The organism is Pseudobacillus badius (genome assembly GCF_002189605.1).
Lineage (GTDB): Bacteria > Bacillota > Bacilli > Bacillales > Domibacillaceae > Pseudobacillus > Pseudobacillus badius.
The window spans coordinates 13,078-34,152 of sequence record NZ_MWMM01000014.1; the positions used below are offsets into that span (position 1 = coordinate 13,078).

The window sequence follows — 21,075 nt, forward strand, 5'->3', positions numbered from 1 at the left end:
AATATCCCCATCAGCTGAAAATCGCTTTTTTGGCAGCTGCGGCAAGCTGGAGCGTTTCAAGCGTTTTACAGTATTCATAAGTAATCTCTCCATTGATCTCCTCATGTTCTTCTTGCAAATAATCAATCACTGCTAAATGCTCAAACCAATCCCCAGGCTCCGCCGGAGAGTGTCTGGCATTGGCCCAGGCGAATCCCAGACTAGGGCTGTACAGCCGGGCGGCCCCTTCCCTTAGCTGGCAAGCCTGAAGTCTTTTTGTAAAGACTGAACCCGGAAGACCTTCATTAACATCGTTAAACAGATGCGGCCAATAATCTTTTCGTGATCCGGTATGGCGATGGCAGGCTGCCCAATTGACCACCTTCCCTAGCTGGCTTTTGTCTTGGAAAAGCAAGCGGTACAGCTGCTTTCCCAATTTAATCCGTTCATGCAGGGAGGAAAAGTGATGCAGCGTCAGCCCGATCAGCCCCGTCCTTTCTGTCTGAGGGCCGGCATCAAACGGAAAGAGCAGATGGCTGGCGGACAGAAGATCCTGAAAAACGAATTCTAACGTCTGAAAAACTCGCTCCTTGAACAGCGGATTTTGAATCACTCTTTGTTCCAAATAGCTTTGTTCGTTAATAATGAGGGCACAGGTGAGAAGAACAGAGCCGCCCTTTCGCCAATAATGGTTCCATATTACTTCCATAAATGTTGACACATTCAAATAAGGCAATAAGTAAAATAAGCTTTTGCTCCTCCTCTTGCTTTCCATAAATAATAACAGCTGCGGATAAGCATCTTGAAAGATGAGCCAGTTGCCCCGTTCCAGAAAACTGAAAAAAGCTTGCCGCTTCTCTTCATTTAAAAGGCGCGAATGAAGCTCTCCTCTTAAGTCAGTCATATTCCATCCCCCATTCCGGGAGATCATATGGGCAAGAAACGCCCAGTGAATTTCCGGGTACATCCAATAAAAGTCTAAATAGGCTTTTGTCCGCGTGATGTTATTTGCATTAAGCCGTTCTGTTTCCGAGCGGATGTTCCGAAGCAGCTTCTGTTCTTCTCTTGAAAGGCTTTTCTCTCCCGGCATGGGTACAGCTTGAAGTCTTTTCTTGCAATCCTCTTTAATCTCCGCAAGAGCGGCCGTCAGCCGATTTTTGTTCTTCTTTTTTGGAAAAAAAATGACCATTCACCTCCGCCAGCCTTCAACTTGAAAGAATTCTTTTTCCCGAAAGGAATATGTATAGAAAAAATGTGTTTACCTGAGGGGATGATGCATCGATGAAGTTGCGTGTAAACGATCTGATTGCTCAAATAACTGAACAGCTCAAACGATCGCAGACAGCGGATGGTTCGTGGGCTTATCCATTCGAAACGGGCATTTCCACAGATGCTTATATGATTATTCTATTAAGGACCTTAGGGATAAATGATGAAGAGTTGATTCGCGGATTAGCAGAAAGAATCTTGAGCAGACAGGCCACAAACGGTGCATGGAAGCTTTTTCAGGATGAGAAGGGTGGCAATGTGACCGCAACAGCAGAGGCCTATTATGCTCTTCTTTATTCTGGCTATGTTGCCAAAGGAGACGCACGCTTGCAGGCCGCCAAAACATTCATCCGCGCCAAGGGCGGAATCGAAAACACTCATATGCTGGCGAAAATCATGTTTGCTTTGACCGGCCAATACCGCTGGCCTCCTTGTTTCCCCATTCCGATTGAAGCCGTTCTTTTGCCTCTTTCGTTCCCAGTCAATCTCTACGACTTGTCCGTGTTCGGCAGGGCCAATCTGATTCCTATCCTGGTTGTGGCTGCTAAAAAATACAAAAAGAAAACAAAGAAAAGCCCTGACCTCTCTGACTTGTTCATCTCCAGATCTGACGACAGCTTTCACTGGCCGAACAACCAGGAAACCCAAAAGCTTCGTGCAGCTATGGAGAACGAAATCAAGCATTTGCCGCGACTGCCCTACTCTATCCATTCAGCGGCGATGCAGCGGGCGAAACAATACATGCTTGATCATATCGAGCCCGATGGCACGCTTTACAGCTATTTCAGCTCTACTTTCTTGATGATCTTTGCCCTTCTGTCACTCGGCTATGCCAAAAGTGACCCGGTCATTCTGGAGGCGGTGGCCGGCTTAAAATCCATGAAATGCACAATCGGCGGCCATCCGCATATCCAGTACACAACAGCTTCTGTCTGGAACACAGCTTTAATTAGCTACGCTCTGCAAGAAGCCGAGGTTTCTCCATCTGATCCCGTCATTCAAACAGCAAGCCGGTATTTGCTAAGAAGACAGCAATATAAATATGGAGACTGGGTGTTTCACAATCCAAAGGCCTTTCCCGGCGGCTGGGGCTTCTCCAATATCAATACAATGAATCCGGATGTGGATGATACAACGGCCTCTCTAAGGTCGCTCGCCTCTCTGGTCAACAGTTCTTCGACCGTCTATCAATCATGGAAAAAAGGGGTTGGCTGGACCATGTCCATGCAAAATACAGACGGCGGCTGGCCGGCTTTCGAAAAAAACAGCAATAAGAAACTATTTAACTTCCTCCCTATTGAAGGCGCGCGATTTTTACTGACGGATCCGAGCAGCGCAGACTTAACAGGAAGAACACTTGAGTTTTTTGGCAGCTATACCAACATGCAGAAAAAACACAGCCTCCTTAAAAAAGGAACTGACTGGCTGATAGAGAATCAGGAAACAGATGGTTCCTGGTACGGCCGATGGGGCATCTGCTATATTTACGGGACATGGGCAGCGGTGACAGGTTTAACAGCAACTGGAACAGGCACACAAGCACCAGTGATCCAACGAGCAGTTCACTGGCTATGCCGAATTCAAAATGAAGATGGCGGCTGGGGAGAATCTTGTACAAGTGACATCAAGCGCACGTATATCCCGCTTGGCTCCAGCACCTTAATCCATACATCGTGGGCGCTCGATGCCCTGATTGCAGCTGCTGATAAGCCGACTAAGGAAATCCGGGCTGGTCTTTCTTACTTGCTCCGCTCCTTCCATAAAAACGATTGGACGATAGATTATCCTGCAGGCCAAGGAATGGCTGGCAGCTTTTATATTCACTATCACAGCTACCGCTATATCTTTCCTCTTCTCGCCTTGGCCCATTACAAAAGGAAATTCGGCGGATAATGCCTGTCCTGCTCGCTAATAAAAGCGGCCATCAACGAGATTCAAAATCGCCTTAGCTCCAATCTTTTTTAATCTTTCGCTGGCGCAAGGTTATCTGAAAAAGATAGACCTCTCTACGTTCAATTAGCCATTTTCTTAAAATTCCAGACAGCGGCTCCCGCAGCAAAGCAAGAGAATGTGCCCCCTATTGATGGGAATGAAAGGCGCGAAGACTCCTGCGGGATCAGCGGGACAGGCGAGACCCCGCAGGTGCTTTGGCACCGAGGAGGCTCGCCGCCCGCCCCGCGGAAAGCGAAGCGCCTGGAATGGACATTAACCATTTTCGCACACCAAATAAAAAGGACGGCTGATTTTTCACTCAGCAGCTAAATGAAGGCATGATGATTCCATTTTCATATAGGATGGCTAGGCGGCTGGCCTCTTTTTGTGTCCCCTGTTGATGGGAATGAAAGGCGCGAAGACTCCTGCGGGATCAGCGGGACAGGCGAGACCCCGCAGGTGCTTTGGCACCGAGGAGGCTCACCGCCCGCCCCGCGGAAAGCGAAGCAGCCTGGAATGGACATCAACAGCCCTCATCTACAAGCAAAATAAAAAGACTGCAGACCAACTTCAATTTTCATTGAGTTGGTCTACAGTCTGAAGCTGTCTCTTAAAGGGGACAGCTTCTTTCTTCATGATTAATCCAGCAAGCGGTTATTTTCATCTACCGACATGATTCTTGCGGAATCAAAGCTGTTCTCTGCGCTAATATGCCCTGTTCCTCGGCAAACACTGCAGTTATATTGCCAGCCTTCATCATCGGAAAGCATGCCTGTTCCTTCACACGCTCTGCAGGTGCTTTCTCTATCTACCATTTCTATTCCTCCATCCGGTTTATGAATATGATCTTGTCTTACATTAAGCATTTTTTTGTTTGTCCTTCACCCAGTTAATCATTCCTCCCTTTAGCATCACTTCAACCTGGCGCTTAGACAGAGAATGCTTAACTTGGATCGGCTGTGAACTTCCTTTCACATGAATCGTGAATTCGTCTCCTTGCTGAATACTGTTTCTCAAATTAGACAGCTGTAATATATCCCCCTGGTTTAAACGGTCATAGTCTTCCGTCTGCACAAAAGTAAGTGGCAGAATGCCGAAGTTCACAAGGTTTTGCCAATGAATCCGGGCGAAGTCTTTTACCAAGGCCACCCTTAAGCCTAAATAACGAGGGGCCAGCGCCGCATGCTCCCGGCTGGAACCTTGACCGTAATTCATGCCGCCGACGATCGCATGGCCGCCGCTGGCGATGCTTTCCTTTCCGCGCGTATAGTAAGTCTTGTCAATAATCTCAAACGAAAACTTACTAATTTCCGGCAGATTGCTTCGGTACGGGAGCACACGCGCTCCGCCCGCTAAAATTTCATCAGTAGAAATGTTGTCGCCCATTTTCAACAAAATCGGAAGTTCCATCTCATCAGGCATGGCGTCCATTTCTGGAATAGAAGCAATGTTTGGCCCTTTATGGAGCTGGATAGTCTTGGCCTCCTCATAAGGCAGCGGCTTTTCCAGCAAATTTACATCCACTGTTGGCCTTTCTGGCTCCTTAATTTGCGGATAAGGAAAACCAAGTGTTCTGGGATCAGTAATCTCACCCGTTAAAGCGGAAGCCGCCGCTGTTTCAGGGCTGCATAAATACACGCTGTCCTCCCTCGTTCCGGACCGCCCTGGAAAATTGCGGGGCGTTGTGCGCAAGCTGTTGCGTCCTGTTGCAGGCGCTTGGCCCATTCCGATACAGCCATTGCAGCCTGCCTGGTGCAAACGCGCGCCTGATTGCAGCAAACTGGCGATATGGCTTTCCTTCACTAAGTCTGTCAGCATTTGTCTTGAAGTCGGGTTAATATCAAAAGAAATCCCTTCTGCCACTTCCCGGCCTTTAACTATTTCGGCTGCGACTGCAAAATCACGAAACCCCGGATTGGCTGATGACCCGATGTAGGACTGATAAATCGGTGTGCCAGCCACTTCTGTCACTGGTACAACATTGCCTGGACTGGATGGCTTGGCAATGAGCGGTTCAATTTGCGCCAAATTTATTTCCTCGTTCACATCGTATACAGCCCCTTGATCTGCATGTAACTCCATCCAGTCCGCTTCCCGATCCTGTTCTCTTAAAAATCGTTTGATCTCCTCATCAGATGGAAAAACCGTACCCGTGGCACCTAATTCTGCCCCCATGTTGGCGATCACATGGCGATCCATCGCGCTCAGTGTTTCGACTCCCGGCCCATAATATTCAATCACCCTTCCAACGCCGCCTTTTACGCCGTGCCGGCGCAGCAGCTCCAGAATCACATCCTTGGCGCTTACCCAATCACTAAGCTTTCCAGTCAGCTTAATTCCCCATACTTGAGGCATTTTCACATAAAAAGGCTCCCCGGCTATAGCCAAAGCGACATCAAGCCCGCCGGCTCCCATCGCCAGCATTCCCATGCATCCGTTTGCGCACGTATGACTATCTGAACCGAGCAATGTCTTTCCCGGCTTTGCCAGCCTCTGCATATGCACAGGATGACTGACTCCGTTTCCCGGCCGGCTGTAGTATAATCCAAAACGGCGGGTAGCACTTTGCAAAAATAAATGGTCATCCGGATTTTTGCTGTCCGCCTGGATTAAATTATGATCTACATACTGAGCCGACGCCTCTGTTTTTGCCCGTTCTAATCCCATCGCTTCCAACTCCAGCATCACCATCGTACCCGTAGCATCCTGAGTAAGTGTTTGGTCAATTTTCAGTCCAATCTCTGTTCCGGGAACCATCTCGCCGGATAGAAGATGCCCTTTTATCAATTTTTGAGTTATATTTAACGGCATGTTGTTCTCTCCTGTTCATTAGCTTCTCAGCTGCTATGTATGCTTTCTATCCTCCTTTATATAGGGTAATCCGCCTGCAGGAAAATATACGCTGGAAACGAAGACAACAAAACAAGACCGCTGGCGGTTTTGCGGTCTTGTTATTCTGTCTCTTTAAGTATGTGTGAAAGGAGAGTAGCCCGCCGGAAAAGAAGCGCTTTGCAAGCCGCTCTCTTCCAGCTTCCGATACAAGGTGGCAAGGCTGATATTTAACCGGGCAGCAATCTGCTTTTTTGCCTTTACTGAATGGCCGTACTTTCTTAGCATATCCTGCAGAATTTCCTTTTCATGAAGGCTCAGCATCGCTTTCAGGGAAGAAGGCTCAGAAGGGATATTTTTTTGTTCAAGTATCCGTCCCGGCACACTCTGAACCGTAATACGGTTAGACTGTTCCATATTCACTGCATATTCCACGGCGTTTTCCAACTCTCGTACATTCCCGGGCCAATTATAATTTTGAAACAACTCAATCACATGCGGATCAAATCCATAAATATTCTTTCGCAAAGAAGCCGTGTGCTTAGACAGAAAATGATTCATTAAAATAGGAATATCCACTTTCCTCTCGCGCAGCGGCGGCAGATAAAGCGGAATGACGTTTAACCGGAAATATAAATCCGCTCGAAACTCCCCTTCCTTCACCATTTTCTCCAGGTTTTGATTCGTGGCGGCAATTACTTTAATGTCAACTGGCAGAGGCTGCCCCCCGCCTACCCGTTCTACCTTTTTATGCTGAAGCACATGCAAAAGCTTGACCTGCAAATGCAAGGGAAGGTCGCCAATTTCGTCTAGAAAAATGGTGCCGCCATCGGCCATCTCGAACTTGCCGATTTTCCCTTCCTTATTGGCGCCGGTAAACGCTCCTTTGGCATAGCCGAACAATTCGCTCTCAAGCAAGGTTTCCGGGATAGAGCCGCAATTAACAGAGATAAAAGGGCCCGAGGCTCTATTGCTGGCATTGTGAATAGCCATGGCAAATACCCCTTTTCCTGTGCCGCTCTCGCCCGTGAGTAAAATATTAGAATGGCTATTGCTCACTTTCATCGCTTGCTGCTTTAAGCTTTTGATCACATTGCTTTTCCCCTTTACTTCAGCAAAGGATAAATCGAGCTCCCCTGCGGTCAACGAATAGGCCAGCTTTCTGACATCTGACATTTTGCGAATGGAAGCGACAACTCCATAAATATGATTCTGATTGAAAATGGGGGTGGCTGTGACAACAAAATGGAAATGTTGTTTAGCTGTTTGATAAATCTCTTCTTTTTCCGTGTATCCCCTGCCGGATTCTAAAACAGACAGCATCGGCGATTCTGGCAAAACCCATTTCAGCGGCTTGCCCACCATTTGATCTTTCGGAGTATCCAGAAGCAGTTCGACGGTAGAATTGCAATGGGTGACCGTTCCGCAATGATCAATCGCAAGAATGCCGTCCTGAATGGATTCTAAAATAGTGTTTAATTTATTCTTTGTTAAGAGCAGTTGATTGGCCGCTTCTTTTTCAGCTACTTTCCCAGTTATCAGTTCAGACATGCGCCACAAAAAGTTTAACATTTGCTGTTTATTCTTAATGAGGCGGCTATGCTGCTCCTGGTTAAACGCCAATAACCCAATGACTCCAATTGCCTTCTCTTTATACAGAATTGGGCAGCAAATTTCCGCCACTTCCTCCAGCTCCCCCGTGTCAACGAGCGGATCATACATCGGATCATTGCGGGCATCTTCGACGACAAAAGCCTGTTTTGTAATGAGTACGCGCCCATATACATAGCCGGCTTCCTTTTTTCCGCCTTCTTCGATGGTGTTGACCCGCTTTCGGCATTCTCCTGTGCCGGCCATGACAGTCATCGTTTCATCCACTATTTCCGCTTCCACCTTCAATGCAGCTGATATAGCGTCAGCCACCTGTTGAACCAGCTCCTGTATCCCTTGTAAAAAAGTCACGCCCTCACTCCTGTTCATTAGGAATTCATACTGACTAACTTCTCTTTTCAATGAAAAAATCCTCTTAAGGGCCTAACCGGAATATGTATGGCCTTCCCTCAAAAAGGAGCTGTCTCCAAAGGGCATGAAACACAATCTCTGGATTCGGCTCCTTTTTACAGATAGGCGCAATCAGCTATGCTTGCTCTGTTTCCATGACTTCCAGCTTTTTGCTTTCCAGATCATAAAGCTCTCTTCTCCTGTCTTTCACGGGTGTAACCGTACCGATATTCCGGCTTCTTCGCAGCGTTTCCAGATCTACTTCCCCGACGATGATGGTTTCAATGTTCGGGTTGCACTCACCGACCACGCCCTTTTCCGGAAAAGTGAAATCACATGGCGAAAAAATGCCGGATTGCGCGTACTGTACGTCCATATGAGGCACATGTGTTAAATTTCCGGCCGTACCCGCAATAACCGTGTACACTTGGTTCTCAATGGCCCGCGCCTGCGAGCAATACCTGATTCTTAAATAGCCTTGCTGATCCTCTGTTGAGAAGGGAGTGAAAATAATTTGGGCTCCCTTATCAGCAGCGATGCGCGCCAGCTCGGGAAATAAAATATCATAGCTGACTAACATTGAGATTTTCCCGCAATCAGTATCGAACACATGGATATCATTGCCCGGCTGGATGCCCCACCATTTGCGGTCATCGGCTGGGATATGAATTTGGCGCTGCCTGTCCACCGTACCATCACGCCGGAACAAATAAGCAATGTTGTAAATCGAATGATTCTCCTCTACAAAATGAGAGCCGCCAACAATATTGACGTTATACTTAATCGCAAGGTCCGTAAATGTCCGGATATATTGTTCTGTAAAACTGGTGAGCTTCTTTACCTGCAAGCTGGGAATATCCTCTCCGAGAAAGGATAAAAGCTGCATCGTAAAAGCCTCTGGAAAAACAGCAAAATCCGATCGAAAATTGGCACTGGCGTCAATAAAGTATTCACACTGGCTCGCAAAATCCTCAAAGGAATGGATTTGCTTCATCATATATTGCACGACGGAAATTCTTACCGGGAAAGACCTTTTATAATGATGCTGAGCTTTCGGCAAATAGTCGACATTGTACCATTCCATTAAGGTGGCGTTTTTCAACGACGCTTGATCATCCAATAAATAATTAGCGTTCACCCTTTTCAGTACAAAGCCATTCATCATCTGAAAGGTGAGAACGGGATCGTACAGGTTTTGTTTCATTACTTCGTCTACATACTCCCTGGCCGTTAACCGATCCGCATGCTTGCTGTAATTAGGAATTCTTCCGCCGATGATAATGCTTTTTAAATTTCTTTCCCTGCACAGCTGCTTCCTTGCCTCATACAGCCGCTGACCTATTTTCATCCCCCGAAAATCCGGATGCACAGCCACATCAATCCCATATAAATGCAAGCCGTTCGGATCATGATTTCTTATAAATCCATCGTCTGTGATCTCATCAAAACTATGATCGTCATCATACTCTTCAAAATCCACAATCAAACTTGAACACGAACCGATAATTCGTCCGCCATACTCCACACAAAACTGCCCTTCTGGGAATATTTTCAGATGGCTCTCTAAATGCTGCACTTCCCAAGGCTCCATTTGCGGAAAAGCAATCTTGGATAACTCGATAATTTCAGGAAAGTCATCTGATCGAATGTTGCGGACAATGATTTTCTTATCAAAGTTTGATGGTTTTTTACCTGGCATAGAAACCGCCCTTTCTTTTTAAACCGGGAGATAAGGCTGGTGCTTCAGCCCGCACCCGGCTGCCTCCTTATGAATGAGTTTTTATTTGCATTTGCAGAGCCTGTCCCATTGTGAATTGAACGGAACAGCGGTTTTGCCTACACTTCCTCATTCAATGCGTATGCCTCACTGTTTGACTTTATTCCAGCTTTTTTAGCACACGGGCGTGCTCTTGCCAGGCGGACGAGGAAAGAAGAGGCTCCTTTTACAGATATCTGCTGCAAAAAGAGCCCCTTCTTATCTCTTATATTCTTTCAATCTCCATTAGTCGGCAAACCAGCCTGTCGGCTCGACCTTTAATGTGTTAATAATTTGCTTGACCTCCGTATATTCCTCGAATCCGTACGTGCCGAGCTCCCGTCCGAGCCCGCTTTCTTTATAACCGCCCCAAGGCCCCTCCACCAGATTTTGTTCATACGTATTAATCCATGTCACTCCAGCCCGGATGGATTTGGCCATCCGCTCAGCCTTGGCGCTATCCGATGTGAAAATTCCTGCGGCTAAACCATAAGGAGAATCATTGGCGAGGCCCAGCGCCTCTTCTTCTGTCTCAAAAGGAAGGACGCAGAGAACAGGACCAAAAATTTCTTCCCGGGCGACAGTTGCCTGCGGATCCACATCTATAAATATAGTCGGCTCGATAAAATAGCCTCTGTCACGTCCCTGATCCAGCAGGCGGCGTCCTCCACAGGCAAGCTTGGCCCCTTCTTGGCGGCCAATGGCGATATACTTTTCTATTTTTTCCATGTGCTGCTTGCTAATGACCGGTCCCATTTGCGAGGCAGGATCGGCACCGTTGCCGACCCGGATTTTTTGAGCCGCTTCTGTTAAATCCTGCACGAACCGATCATAAATGCTCCTTTCTACCAGCAAACGGGAGCCGGCTGAACACACCTGCCCGGAATTGTTAAAAATGGCGAATGCGGCATAATCTAAAGCGCTTTCATAATCAGCGTCGGCAAAAATGATATTTGGTGATTTTCCGCCCAATTCAAGGGACACCTTTTTCAAGTTGCTTACTGCTTCCTTCATTATTCTTTTTCCGGTAACGGTACCGCCTGTAAAAGCAATCTTGTCTACCAGGGGGCTGGTCACAAGCGAATGTCCGGCGCTCGGACCGGTCCCATTGATCAAATTCACGACTCCCTTCGGAAAGCCGGTTTCATCTATAAGCTCAAATAGGCGGATAGCAGTAAGCGGCGTGAGTTCCGAAGGTTTTAAGATACACGTGTTGCCGGCAGCAAGCGCCGGCGCCAGCTTCCAAGCGGCCATCAACAGCGGATAATTCCACGGAATAATTTGTCCGCACACTCCGATCGGCTCTCTCACCACCCGGGAAACGAGGGGCGCTTCGGTCTCAAAGGTTTCTCCCGAAGGCTTCGTCGCCAATCCCGAATAATACCGGAATGTTTTGACTGCCTCTGCCACATCCCCCCGGGCCTCCTTTAATGTTTTGCCGTTGTTGGCTGTTTCCATTTGGGCAAGCTCTTCTTGATGCTCTTCAATTTTAGCGGCTAATTCCATCAGCAGGGCCGCCCGCTGATGGGCAGAGGCAGAGCGCCAGCTGCCTTGATCAAAGGCAGTTCGCGCCGCACGAATCGCTTTTTCAGTATCTTTTTCCGTGGCTGCCGCTGCTACCGCAATCGTCTCGCCGGTAGCTGGATTAATAACAGGCATGGTTTCCCCATTAACCGGCTTGATCCATTCGCCGTTTATATATAACTTCCTGACATTCTCCTCATCCATCCACGCCCCGATTTTTATAGCTTTTTCGATTTGGCTCATTGCCTATCTGTCTCCTTCCTCCTTTATTTAAAACAAAGCCTCAGGCTGTGCTGCTTGCCTCGCCAGGAAACCTTCGCAATCAGCCTGATAGCAAGTTCTATGTTCCAAATAAGAGCGGTAAATTAACTGGTAACCGCCGGCTTTTTGGCAAGGTGAGCCACATGCTTGTCAATTGCATCGATCACGGTATCCATCTGTTCGTACGTAATAACAGCAGGTGGCTCAATGCGGATCACCGTTGCATTATTTAGCGTGCCTCCCACAAGGATCTGATCATTAAATAATCGTTTCGCCAGCTCAAAGCCGATTTCATTCGTCGCAAATTCCATTCCAATTAACAATCCTTTTCCGCGGACAGCAACCATGACCTCTGGATAGCGCTGTTGAATCTCAGCTAATTTTTCTAAAATATAGTCGCCTTTTTCCCGGGCTTGTTCAACAATATTCTCTTCTAAGATCGTCTTAATTCCAGCAATGGCTCCGGCGCAGCAAAGAGGATTTCCGCCAAATGTCGAAGAGCCGAGCAGGAATGGATTTTCCTCCATCTTCTTCCAGACATGAGGACGGGCGACCATGGCGGTAATCGGCATGACTCCGCCGCCGAAGGCCTTGCCAAGTGTCATGATATCGGGTACAACCTTCCAGTGATCAATGCCGAATAATGTACCTGTTCTCCCCATTCCGGTTTGAATCTCATCGACAATCAATAAACAGCCATGTGCATCACATATGTCTCTTAATCTCGGAAAATAATCCTCCGGCGGAATGTTGATGCCTCCTTCTCCCTGAATCGGCTCTACGATGATGCCGGCTACCTTTTCTCCTGTTGCTTCCAATTGTTTAATCGCTTGTTCCATCGCCTCTGCGTCACCAAACGGCACATGGTGAAATCCTGGAACAAGCGGCAAATACGGCTCCCTGAATACTGCCTTGCCGGATGAAGAAAGAGCGCCAAATGTTTTTCCGTGGAATCCATTGACAGTGGAAATAAAATGCGTTTTGCCTGTGGAAAGCCGGGCTAATTTAAGAGCCATCTCATTCGCCTCGGCACCTGAGTTCGTGAAGTAGGTGTACTGCATGTCTCCTGGGGTAATGGCGGCTACAAGCTTCGATAAATAGCCGCGCAGCGGATCTACCAATTCCTGGCTGTGAAGAGCATATCGTTTTAATTGGGCCTCCACCGCCTTGACGACCTTCGGATGGCGATGCCCGAGCAAGTAAACCCCATAGCCTCCAAGGCAATCGATAAACTCCCTGTTTTTCGTATCGCGGAAGATGGCTTTCTCATCCTCCCACTCAACAAATGAAAAATCCGTAGAAGCCGCTTTCCGGTGATTCAGGATCGCCTTGTTGACAAAATGGGTGAAGTTATAAATGGAGTCCTCGATAATCTGCTCTTTTTGCTCCTCGCTAAGTGAATCACTTTCAATCAGTTCTAAAATTTCGGTCGCAATCTGAAGTGCTTCTTCATTTGATTTTCTCATCTTTTTCATCCCCTCATGATATGTTCATACCTTCCTCTCTATTAATGCAACTGCTGTGCCAACCTTCAAAGCGGATAAAACCAGCGTTTTTCTTCTCCCTTCTTTCTCATATTTGAGAAACCTGCCGTATTTTTAATGACAACAGCCGAAAAGTAGATCGCTTTTATGACGATTTCTTCTCTTTTCTCATTATTGATAAATATTTATCAAAATTGATAAGTTGCTTCATTCATTAACAAAAAAACTGCCCCTATGCGGACAGTTTAGGTTACATTAAAAAAGTTTATCGAGCAGCCGGTAATAGTACTTCATTACGCTAACAGCTTTGGCGTGCTGATGATAAAAAGGAATAGGAGTTAAAGCTGTTTTCTCCAGCGGATTTTTTCCTTCCCCCGTCTTCATGACATTAGCGGCAATTAATTTTCCCATCAGCGTTGACATGGCTGCTCCATGCCCGGCATACCCAAAGGCGAAGTGAGTGCCATCGGCCAGCTGGCCGATATAAGGCACCTTTTCTTTAGTAAACGCCACTTTTCCGCTCCATTGATACTCAATACGAAACTCTTTTAAATCCGGAAATACCCGGATCATTCCGTCATGCAGCTGCGAAAACAGCTGTTTGGCCTCCCGCCGGCCGGCCGTTCTTCCTGAGCCGCCAAACGCCAAACGGTGATCGTCAGTTTTTCGAAAATAATACAGCAGGTTTTTCGTGTCATATATCCCTCGGTTTTTCTTAATTAACCGCTTTAACAAATCAGGAGGCAGCGGCTCCGTCGCAATCATAATGCTTTCCACCGGGATCACTGATCGGCTGATTGCTGGATGCAAATTGCCAGAATAAGCATTTGTCACAAGGACAATTTGGTCGGCTGTTAGGCTGCCTTCAGTTGTGGTTACCTTAATTTTTCCATTGGAATGCCTGGCAAGTTGAAGAGCTTCTGTTTCTTCATAAATGATGCCTCCCTGCTCCTCTGCCAGATTAGCTAAAGCGAGCGCATAATTCAGCGGATGAAAAATCGCGCTCTTGTCATCAATGCTGCCTCCTGTATAAAAAGAGCTGTCTAATTCCTGCTGCATCTCTTGTTTCCCGATGATTTTCACTTCGTAGCCGAAATCGCGCTGCAGAACATCTTGTTCCCTTTTTAACCACTCTACATGCGCCGGCTTATAGGCCGCTTGAAAATGCCCTTCTCGATGAAAGCCGCATGAAATATTATTCTTTTTAATAATCTCCTCAATTAAATCAATCGAATCCAATGTCAGTTGCAGCATTTGTTTGGCCGTCGGCAGCCCGTATTTTTTTATCAGCTTGCTCATAGAAAGCACATAGCCAGTCAGTATTTGTCCCCCATTTTTTCCGCTGGCCCCGCTGCCAATCCTTCCTCTTTCAAGAACAGCCGTTTCGCATCCCTGCTTCTGTAAATGATACGCTGCCGATAACCCCGAAAACCCCCCGCCAACGATTACCACGTCACATGTCCGGTCACCTGCCAGCTTTTCCCGATGCTTTCTCCCTTTTTCAGTCGCTTCCCATAACGACAGTTGCTTCACGCGCTTCCCCTTCCTTCTTTCCGCTTACCGTTCCGCCTGCATTTCTATATACGGCTCCTGTGAAGGCTTCCCGGCACAAACATACATCTTTTTTGATGAGAGATTCATAATAATTGAAAAAACAGTTTCCATTCGTCTGTGAGGAGGAAGTTTCTCATTGCTAAAGTGATTGATAGAATCCGGAGAATTATATTGATCTGCCAGCCATTCTTTAAAGCTGGCCTCTTTCACTTTTTTATTTTGGCCCCTGTGCAGCCGTATCAGGTCCTGTGCCCGTTTCATCCTTATCATAGAATCGGTCTCAATCGAATCATTCAGATCGGTGATATATGATTGGATCAACGGGGAACAAATATGGTTGGTGTGTACAATAGAGCCGTCCGCGCTTTCCTCTACGTCCATCCCAGCAGGACTTACCTCCACGTTCATCACGAGACCGTTTTCGTTTTCAGCTGACCCGATTAAAAAATTTGCGGCAGAAGCGATAGCGCCTTTGTCTATTTTTAAAAGGGCTTCCGAATAAGTAAAAGAATTCAGCACACTTCTTAAGCCTACATGCACCGGAAGACGGTCCGACTTTCTATCCGTTAACAGCGCATTCAAACAAACACCAATGCCAGCGGAATTGCAGCCTATTTTTCCGATCATCCCGCCTTCTGTTATCATGCGGATCGCCGGCTTGCCTTTCTGTTCTATTTCCGTGTACAGAAGACTTTTCGACTGGACCGGCTTCCAATCCCAGTTTTGCCCGATGATAATGTCAGAAGAAACCGGAGGCATTACCCCGATAGCTGTGCAGCCATCCGCAAACCGGGTATATTGGCCGGATAATGCGATTTCACTCCGGGCATTTAAAGCTAAAATATCTTCAAAATCCACGCCAGCTCCCGCAGCCACCCCTTCCATCTCTTCAATTAAATCACTGTCATGCCGGGAAATTGCCTCGATGTGCTTTAGCGCCAGCTCCCTTGCTTCTTTCCAGCGGATCTGGCTGTAGTCATAGAAAAGCGTTTCGTAGGTTTCCAGACTGTTCAGCACTTCTCTTTTCCCTTCTAACCCATGTTTTCTTCCTATTTCCCGATAAGAGCCCTGCAAATAAATTTTTTTAATCATCTCATCACCACTAACTAAATATTCTAAAAATTAGAATCCATCATCTTGCCGCTTACTATTTATTAGATGAATCAAGGAGCCATTTTATCCATCGTTCTTACAAGCCCTTCACTCTTCTGTCCGCTTTCAGCTGGAATCCGATCAATCTTAATATTGAAATAGCCATAAATAACAGCGATGATCGGGCTAATCCAAGCAAGGAATGCATAGGGTGCATATTCAAAGGCACTTACGCCGAGCACACCGAGCATAAAGACCCCGCATGTTGTCCAAGGAATGAGCGGCGAGCTCATCGTGCCTGCATCTTCCAGTGTACGGGCCAATACCTTCGGATGAAGGCCTCTTTTTTTATATTCCGATAAGTACATGCGTCCTGGAATAATAATTGACATGTATTGTTCACACCCGACAGCGTTAGCTGAAAAGCAAGTAACCACTGTAGTAGCAATTAAGCTGCCGGTTCTTTTTATTCTGCTCACTAACGCCTGCACAATGGTTTCTAGAATCTGCGCTTTCTCAAGCACGCCTCCAAAACTCATAGCGATCAGTACAAGCGCAATCATGCTCATCATATTTTCAATTCCGCCTTGGTTAAGCAGCTCATCTGTAATCACATTGCCAGTATCAGCCGCAAAACCGGTGTGCATAGCAGCGATGACATCGTTCAGTCCGGCTCCTTGCACGAATAGTGCGCACAAAGCGCCTGCAATGGACCCGATTGTCAGCCCAGGTATCGCAGGAATCTTAAGCACAAGTATGACAATAATAAAGAGAGGCGGAATCAGCAGTAACGGAGAAATAATAAATTGATCGGTCAGAATGCTTTGAATAAGCTCGACATCATTGACACGGGACCCTTCTCCAAAATATTTAATGCCAAGAATTCCATATAAAATGAGAGCAATCACCAATGCCGGGCCCGTTGTATAAATCATATTCCGAATATGATCAAACAAGCCGATGCCGACAACCGCCGGGGCCAAATTGGTGGTTTCAGACAAAGGGGACATCTTATCTCCAAAGTAAACACCGGAAACAATCGCCCCTGCCACCATTGGCAGAGGAACACCCAACCCTTGTCCAATTCCCATGAGCGCAATGCCGACTGTTCCTGCAGCTGACCATGCATTTCCAGCTGCCATGCTGACAATGCAGCAAATTAAGCAGGCGGCAAGCAAATAATAAGCCGGTGAAATGATTTCCAAGCCATAATAGATCATGGTCGGCACAATGCCTCCTGCCAGCCAGGTGCCCATCAGCGTTCCAATAATCATTAAAATAAGAATCGCTTGAAGCGACAGCATGATCGTTTTTAAAATGCTTTTTTCAATGTCTGTCCAGCTGTGCCCTAGCCGTACCGCAATCACCGCAGCGACAATCGTGCTTAGAAACAGCGGAATGTGCGGTTCTGCTTCAAACTTGATAACAGATACAGATAAAGAAACGACCATAAATAAAACCGGCACTAAAGCCAGCCATATAGAAGGCTTTTTCACCTTTTTCTTAACGTTTTCTTTCATATCGTTACCCCTCTCTTCATTTGTTTCGCAATCGGCATTTGACTAAGCTAAAACCGGCTTTATCGAGATCAGTAAAGCGCTTACATATAAATGCAAAATACATACCAATAAAAAACCGCTATTTTCCTCGACTAACGGCTCCATGTTTCTCATTTATAAGAAGCCTAAACAATGAACGGATCCTTCCGTGGCAAATGCAGGCTGTTTTCTCAGCCCTCAGCTGTCTGCACACTCCTTTCGCAATTTTTATAACGATTTCTTAACAATGAGAAGTTCTTGCCGCTGATTATTGTTTTGATGATGGCTCGTCTGCGGACCATTGCAGGTCGGCCCCTCTGCTTTCTTCTCTAAAACAGGCTGATAGGGGTGAAAACAGACGCTTTCGGCGGGCACAACTTTTTCCGCAAGTGCTTGAATAGATATCCCCGGATGTCCAACCGCCTGTTTAAAGCGGAAGGATGAGAAAGAAAGGCACGCATGATTAGCTATCAAGCAATTTGTTTCATTTGCCAAAGAGTACCTTTCCTATAAAAAATCAAAACGAACAGCACCTATGCAAAGATTGCACCATAAGAGCAGCGGGTCAGGTCACCTTCTTGCACACGGATGAAGAAGCCCTACCTCTTCTCGACCATAGAGCTTTTTACCTGTATTTGCCAATAATAAACGCGCAGCCAGCTGTTTTTATGCAAAATAAACTAAATTATGCAATATTTCATAGAAAAAGAGCGTTCTTTTTCCTATATTTTCTTCAACGTTTGACAACTTTAGTGCTTATTTAAATAAATAAACGGTTTTCACAGACGGATGAGATCAATTGGCGCAAAAATTGCAACAGTATACAACAAAGGAACTTTTAAGGCAGAAACCAAAGGAGGGAGGACGTATACAGGACTGGACCATCGCCTTAAAACCTCTCCATATTTCTGAATTTTCAAGAAATATGACTCTTTAAATAATGATTTGAACAACTTAGGAATAAAAAGGAGAGTGAATACATGTCAGAAAACCATACACTGAAACGTTCCCTTGGACTTTGGGCTATTGTCGGTCTCGGGCTGGGCTACATGACGCCTACTGTTGTGTTTGACACATTTGGAATCGTTTCCAAAGAAACAAACGGAGTGGTCCCCCTCGCCTACATCGCCGCTTTAATCGTTATGTTATTTACAGCTATTAGTTATGGAAAAATGGTTCAGGTATTTCCAAGCGCAGGATCTGCCTATACGTATACGAGAGAAACAATGAACCCTCTGCTCGGCTTTTTAGTCGGCTGGGCTTCCTTATTGGATTATTTGCTGCTTCCCATGATTAATGCCCTTATTATCCGTCTTTATATGGAATCTGTTTTTCCTGATATTCCTTCATGGATCTGGGTGGTTGTCTATGTAGTCATCATTACCGCCATTAATATGTGGGGAATGGGGAAAACATCCGGGCTGAATTCCCTTCTCGTCGTTTTTGAGGTCGTCTTAATCGGAGCTTTTTTAGTGCTTGCCTTCAAACAGTTATCGAGCGGAATGGGGCAAGGAACGATTTTTACGACTCAGCCGTTATTCCATGCCGACATTCATCTGACGGCCATTTTAACAGGAGCGACTGTCGTGTGTTTCTCCTTTATCGGGTTTGATGCGGTGACGATGTACACCGAAGAAGCTGTTGATCAGAAGATTATGCCCAAAGCCATTATGCTTACAGTACTGATTGGCGGAGGAATTTTCTTTGTTTGCAGTTACTTTGCCCAAGCTCTGTTCCCGGACTTGTCGGGCTTTAAAGTAACAGACGATACATTGCCGGAAATCGGCTTATTCGTCGGCGGATCGATCTTTAAGCTCTTTTTCCTGTCGGGAGCTTTTGCGGCCACTGTGGCATCGGGGCTTGCCTCTCATGCCAGCGTCTCCCGCCTGCTTTATGTAATGGGCCGAAACGGCGTGCTGCCTCGCAAGATGTTCGGTTACATTCATCCGCGATTCCGGACACCTGCCTTCAACGTCATATTTGTCGGAGTTGTTTCATTGCTTGCCATTGCTCCAAGCTTGGAATTAATCTCAGCGGTCATTAACTTTGGCGCGCTGATTGCTTTCACATTCGTGAATCTATCTGTTATCGCTTACTTTGTATTCAAGCAAAAGAAATACAAAACACCAAAAGATATTTTCTCTTACTTGATTATGCCTCTTATCGGGGCAGGCTTAACCGGCATCTTATGGTATCACCTGCACATGGATGCGCTGATAGCCGGACTCGTTTGGGTCAGTATTGGTGTGGTGTACATGCTGTTCCTGATGAAGTTTTCTAAAACCAAACTGTCTGACATTCATATGGAGGAAGAAAAATCGGCTTCCTTATAACAGATGAAGGAGCTGTCCATACGTCTCTGAAATCAAAGCAGGCGGATTGTTCTCCGCCTGTTTTGAAGAAGAACAAAGAGACCGCCCCAAAAGATCATGAGAGAGGATCTTTTTGGGACGGTCTCTTTGACTGCCTTCTTCTTGAAATAAAAACGTTCAGGCAGTTTTGATGGCCGAGCGGCAGCTTCCAATCCATTTCAGGAAGGATTTCTCCGCGCCCAGATAACAACAGGAACAAGCAACAGCGACAGCAAGCCGCCAAGAAGCGAAAGGGCAGCATAGCTTGAATAAGCAGCTATTATGCCGGAAAGCACTCCGCCGGTCGCTCCAGACAAAGCAACCAGCACATCGACTGTCCCTTGAACCTTCGCACGGTCAGACGGCAGAGTGGCATCAACGATTAATGTGGTTCCGCTAATCAGCCCAAAGTTCCAGCCGAGCCCGAGCAAGGCAAGTGCGGCAATCAGCAAGAACAGCGAATCCGCAGGAGCGAAAGCCGCTAAAAGACCGGCAGCAAGCAATGTAACCCCAGAAGCAACAGCCATCGCTGTACGTCCCGCCTTATCAACAAGAAGGCCAGTTACGAGCGAAGGAAGGTACATGGCGCCGACATGGATGCCAATGACGAGCCCCACCTCGTTCAAATGGTGGCCATGATGTCCCATATGAACAGGGGTCATCGTCATAATCGCCACCATCACGAGTTGAGTCAGAATCATAATTGCGGCACCGACAACAACGCCTCGGCGGTCGGTGGCCAGTTGCCCCGCCTCTGCAGACGAGAAGGCTTTTTGTTCTTCTCCAACTGCTTTTGCGACGATCAAAGGATCTGGACGAAGCAAAAAGAAAATCACCAAACCTGCGAGCGTATAAGCAGCAGCGGCCAAAATAAAGGGCCCGGCTAAAGCAGGAACACCTATAGACATGGCAAACTCGCCCATAATACCGACGAGATTGGGACCGGCAACCGCACCAAGCGTCGTAGATACCATGGCGATGCTGACAGCCGTTGCCCTTTTGGTAGAAGCTGCTAAATCGGTTCCTGCATAGCGCGCCTGCAAATTGGTCGCCGTGCCGGAACCATAAATCAGCAAGGAAGCAAAAAGCAGGATAAGGTTATCTGTGACTGCGGCAAGAACTACCCCAATGGCTCCCAAACCGCCAGCCAAAAAACCGGCAGCTAAGCCGAGACGACGACCAAAACGCTGGGACAGCCTTCCGACTAACAGCGCAGCTCCAGCAGAGCCAAGAGTAAACAGAGCTGTTGGAACCCCCGCAAAGCCCTCTGTGCCTAACATGCTGCGGGCGAGCAGAGCGCCAACCGTAATGCCGGCAGCAAGCCCGGCTCCTCCAAAAATTTGCGACAGCACGACGATCATTAACGTCCGCCGGTACAGCTTGTTCTGCTTCTCCGGAGAATGTATATAACTTTGCAGCCAAGCCGGTTGCTCTTGGACTGCAGCTGAATCCCTACTTTTGTACTCCATCCCTGTCCCTTCCTTCTAACCCTTTTCTTTTATGCT

General features: G+C 47.0%; 14 protein-coding genes. 2 read left to right on the plus strand and 12 right to left on the minus strand.

What is annotated here, in order from left to right:
• Positions 1-10 precede the first annotated feature (10 nt).
• A complete protein-coding gene (locus B1A98_RS16390) occupies positions 11-1,168 on the minus strand; it encodes a DUF2515 family protein (protein ID WP_063384090.1) in 1,158 nt (385 codons plus the stop codon).
• Between the two features lie 92 nt (positions 1,169-1,260).
• On the opposite strand from B1A98_RS16390, the gene shc reads away from it, so the two are divergent.
• Positions 1,261-3,141: a squalene--hopene cyclase gene (gene shc / locus B1A98_RS16395; RefSeq protein WP_063384091.1), complete on the plus strand. Its 1,881-nt coding sequence runs from the start codon at positions 1,261-1,263 to the stop codon at positions 3,139-3,141.
• A gap of 677 nt (positions 3,142-3,818) precedes the next feature.
• Here the strand turns inward: shc and B1A98_RS20545 are convergent.
• From B1A98_RS20545 to B1A98_RS16450, 10 genes are all read right to left on the minus strand, one after another.
• Complete coding sequence (locus tag B1A98_RS20545) at positions 3,819-3,995, minus strand: hypothetical protein (RefSeq protein WP_169713116.1); 177 nt, start codon at positions 3,993-3,995, stop codon at positions 3,819-3,821.
• Positions 3,996-4,038: 43 nt separating this feature from the next.
• Positions 4,039-5,991: an aconitate hydratase gene (locus B1A98_RS16410; protein ID WP_063384093.1), complete on the minus strand. Its 1,953-nt coding sequence runs from the start codon at positions 5,989-5,991 to the stop codon at positions 4,039-4,041.
• A 153-nt stretch (positions 5,992-6,144) separates the two neighbouring features.
• The gene (locus tag B1A98_RS16415) at positions 6,145-7,971 is read right to left on the minus strand and encodes a sigma-54-dependent Fis family transcriptional regulator (RefSeq protein WP_082821654.1); all 1,827 of its coding nucleotides are present in this window, start codon (positions 7,969-7,971) and stop codon (positions 6,145-6,147) included.
• Positions 7,972-8,146: 175 nt separating this feature from the next.
• The gene (locus B1A98_RS16420) at positions 8,147-9,709 is read right to left on the minus strand and encodes a bifunctional GNAT family N-acetyltransferase/carbon-nitrogen hydrolase family protein (RefSeq protein WP_063384094.1); all 1,563 of its coding nucleotides are present in this window, start codon (positions 9,707-9,709) and stop codon (positions 8,147-8,149) included.
• A 303-nt stretch (positions 9,710-10,012) separates the two neighbouring features.
• Positions 10,013-11,494 carry an aldehyde dehydrogenase family protein gene (locus B1A98_RS16425; RefSeq protein ID WP_063384130.1) on the minus strand — a complete coding sequence of 494 codons (1,482 nt, stop codon included), beginning with the start codon at positions 11,492-11,494 and terminating at the stop codon, positions 10,013-10,015.
• A gap of 161 nt (positions 11,495-11,655) precedes the next feature.
• The gene (locus B1A98_RS16430; protein ID WP_205632190.1) at positions 11,656-13,026 is read right to left on the minus strand and encodes a putrescine aminotransferase; all 1,371 of its coding nucleotides are present in this window, start codon (positions 13,024-13,026) and stop codon (positions 11,656-11,658) included.
• 264 nt (positions 13,027-13,290) lie between these two features.
• Entirely contained in the window at positions 13,291-14,568 is a 1,278-nt protein-coding gene (locus B1A98_RS16435) for an NAD(P)/FAD-dependent oxidoreductase (protein ID WP_063384096.1), read from the minus strand.
• Positions 14,569-14,592: 24 nt separating this feature from the next.
• Complete coding sequence (locus B1A98_RS16440) at positions 14,593-15,681, minus strand: C45 family autoproteolytic acyltransferase/hydrolase (protein ID WP_082821655.1); 1,089 nt, start codon at positions 15,679-15,681, stop codon at positions 14,593-14,595.
• A gap of 71 nt (positions 15,682-15,752) precedes the next feature.
• Entirely contained in the window at positions 15,753-17,201 is a 1,449-nt protein-coding gene (nhaC, locus tag B1A98_RS16445; protein ID WP_063384097.1) for a Na+/H+ antiporter NhaC, read from the minus strand.
• Positions 17,202-17,447: 246 nt separating this feature from the next.
• The gene (locus tag B1A98_RS16450; RefSeq protein ID WP_063384098.1) at positions 17,448-17,714 is read right to left on the minus strand and encodes a hypothetical protein; all 267 of its coding nucleotides are present in this window, start codon (positions 17,712-17,714) and stop codon (positions 17,448-17,450) included.
• Positions 17,715-18,199: 485 nt separating this feature from the next.
• Here B1A98_RS16450 and B1A98_RS16455 point away from each other — a divergent pair, with 485 nt between their 5' ends.
• The gene (locus B1A98_RS16455; RefSeq protein WP_063384099.1) at positions 18,200-19,552 is read left to right on the plus strand and encodes an APC family permease; all 1,353 of its coding nucleotides are present in this window, start codon (positions 18,200-18,202) and stop codon (positions 19,550-19,552) included.
• A 197-nt stretch (positions 19,553-19,749) separates the two neighbouring features.
• On the opposite strand, the gene B1A98_RS16460 is transcribed toward B1A98_RS16455, so the two are convergent.
• Positions 19,750-21,039: an MFS transporter gene (locus tag B1A98_RS16460; RefSeq protein ID WP_063384100.1), complete on the minus strand. Its 1,290-nt coding sequence runs from the start codon at positions 21,037-21,039 to the stop codon at positions 19,750-19,752.
• Positions 21,040-21,075 lie beyond the last annotated feature (36 nt).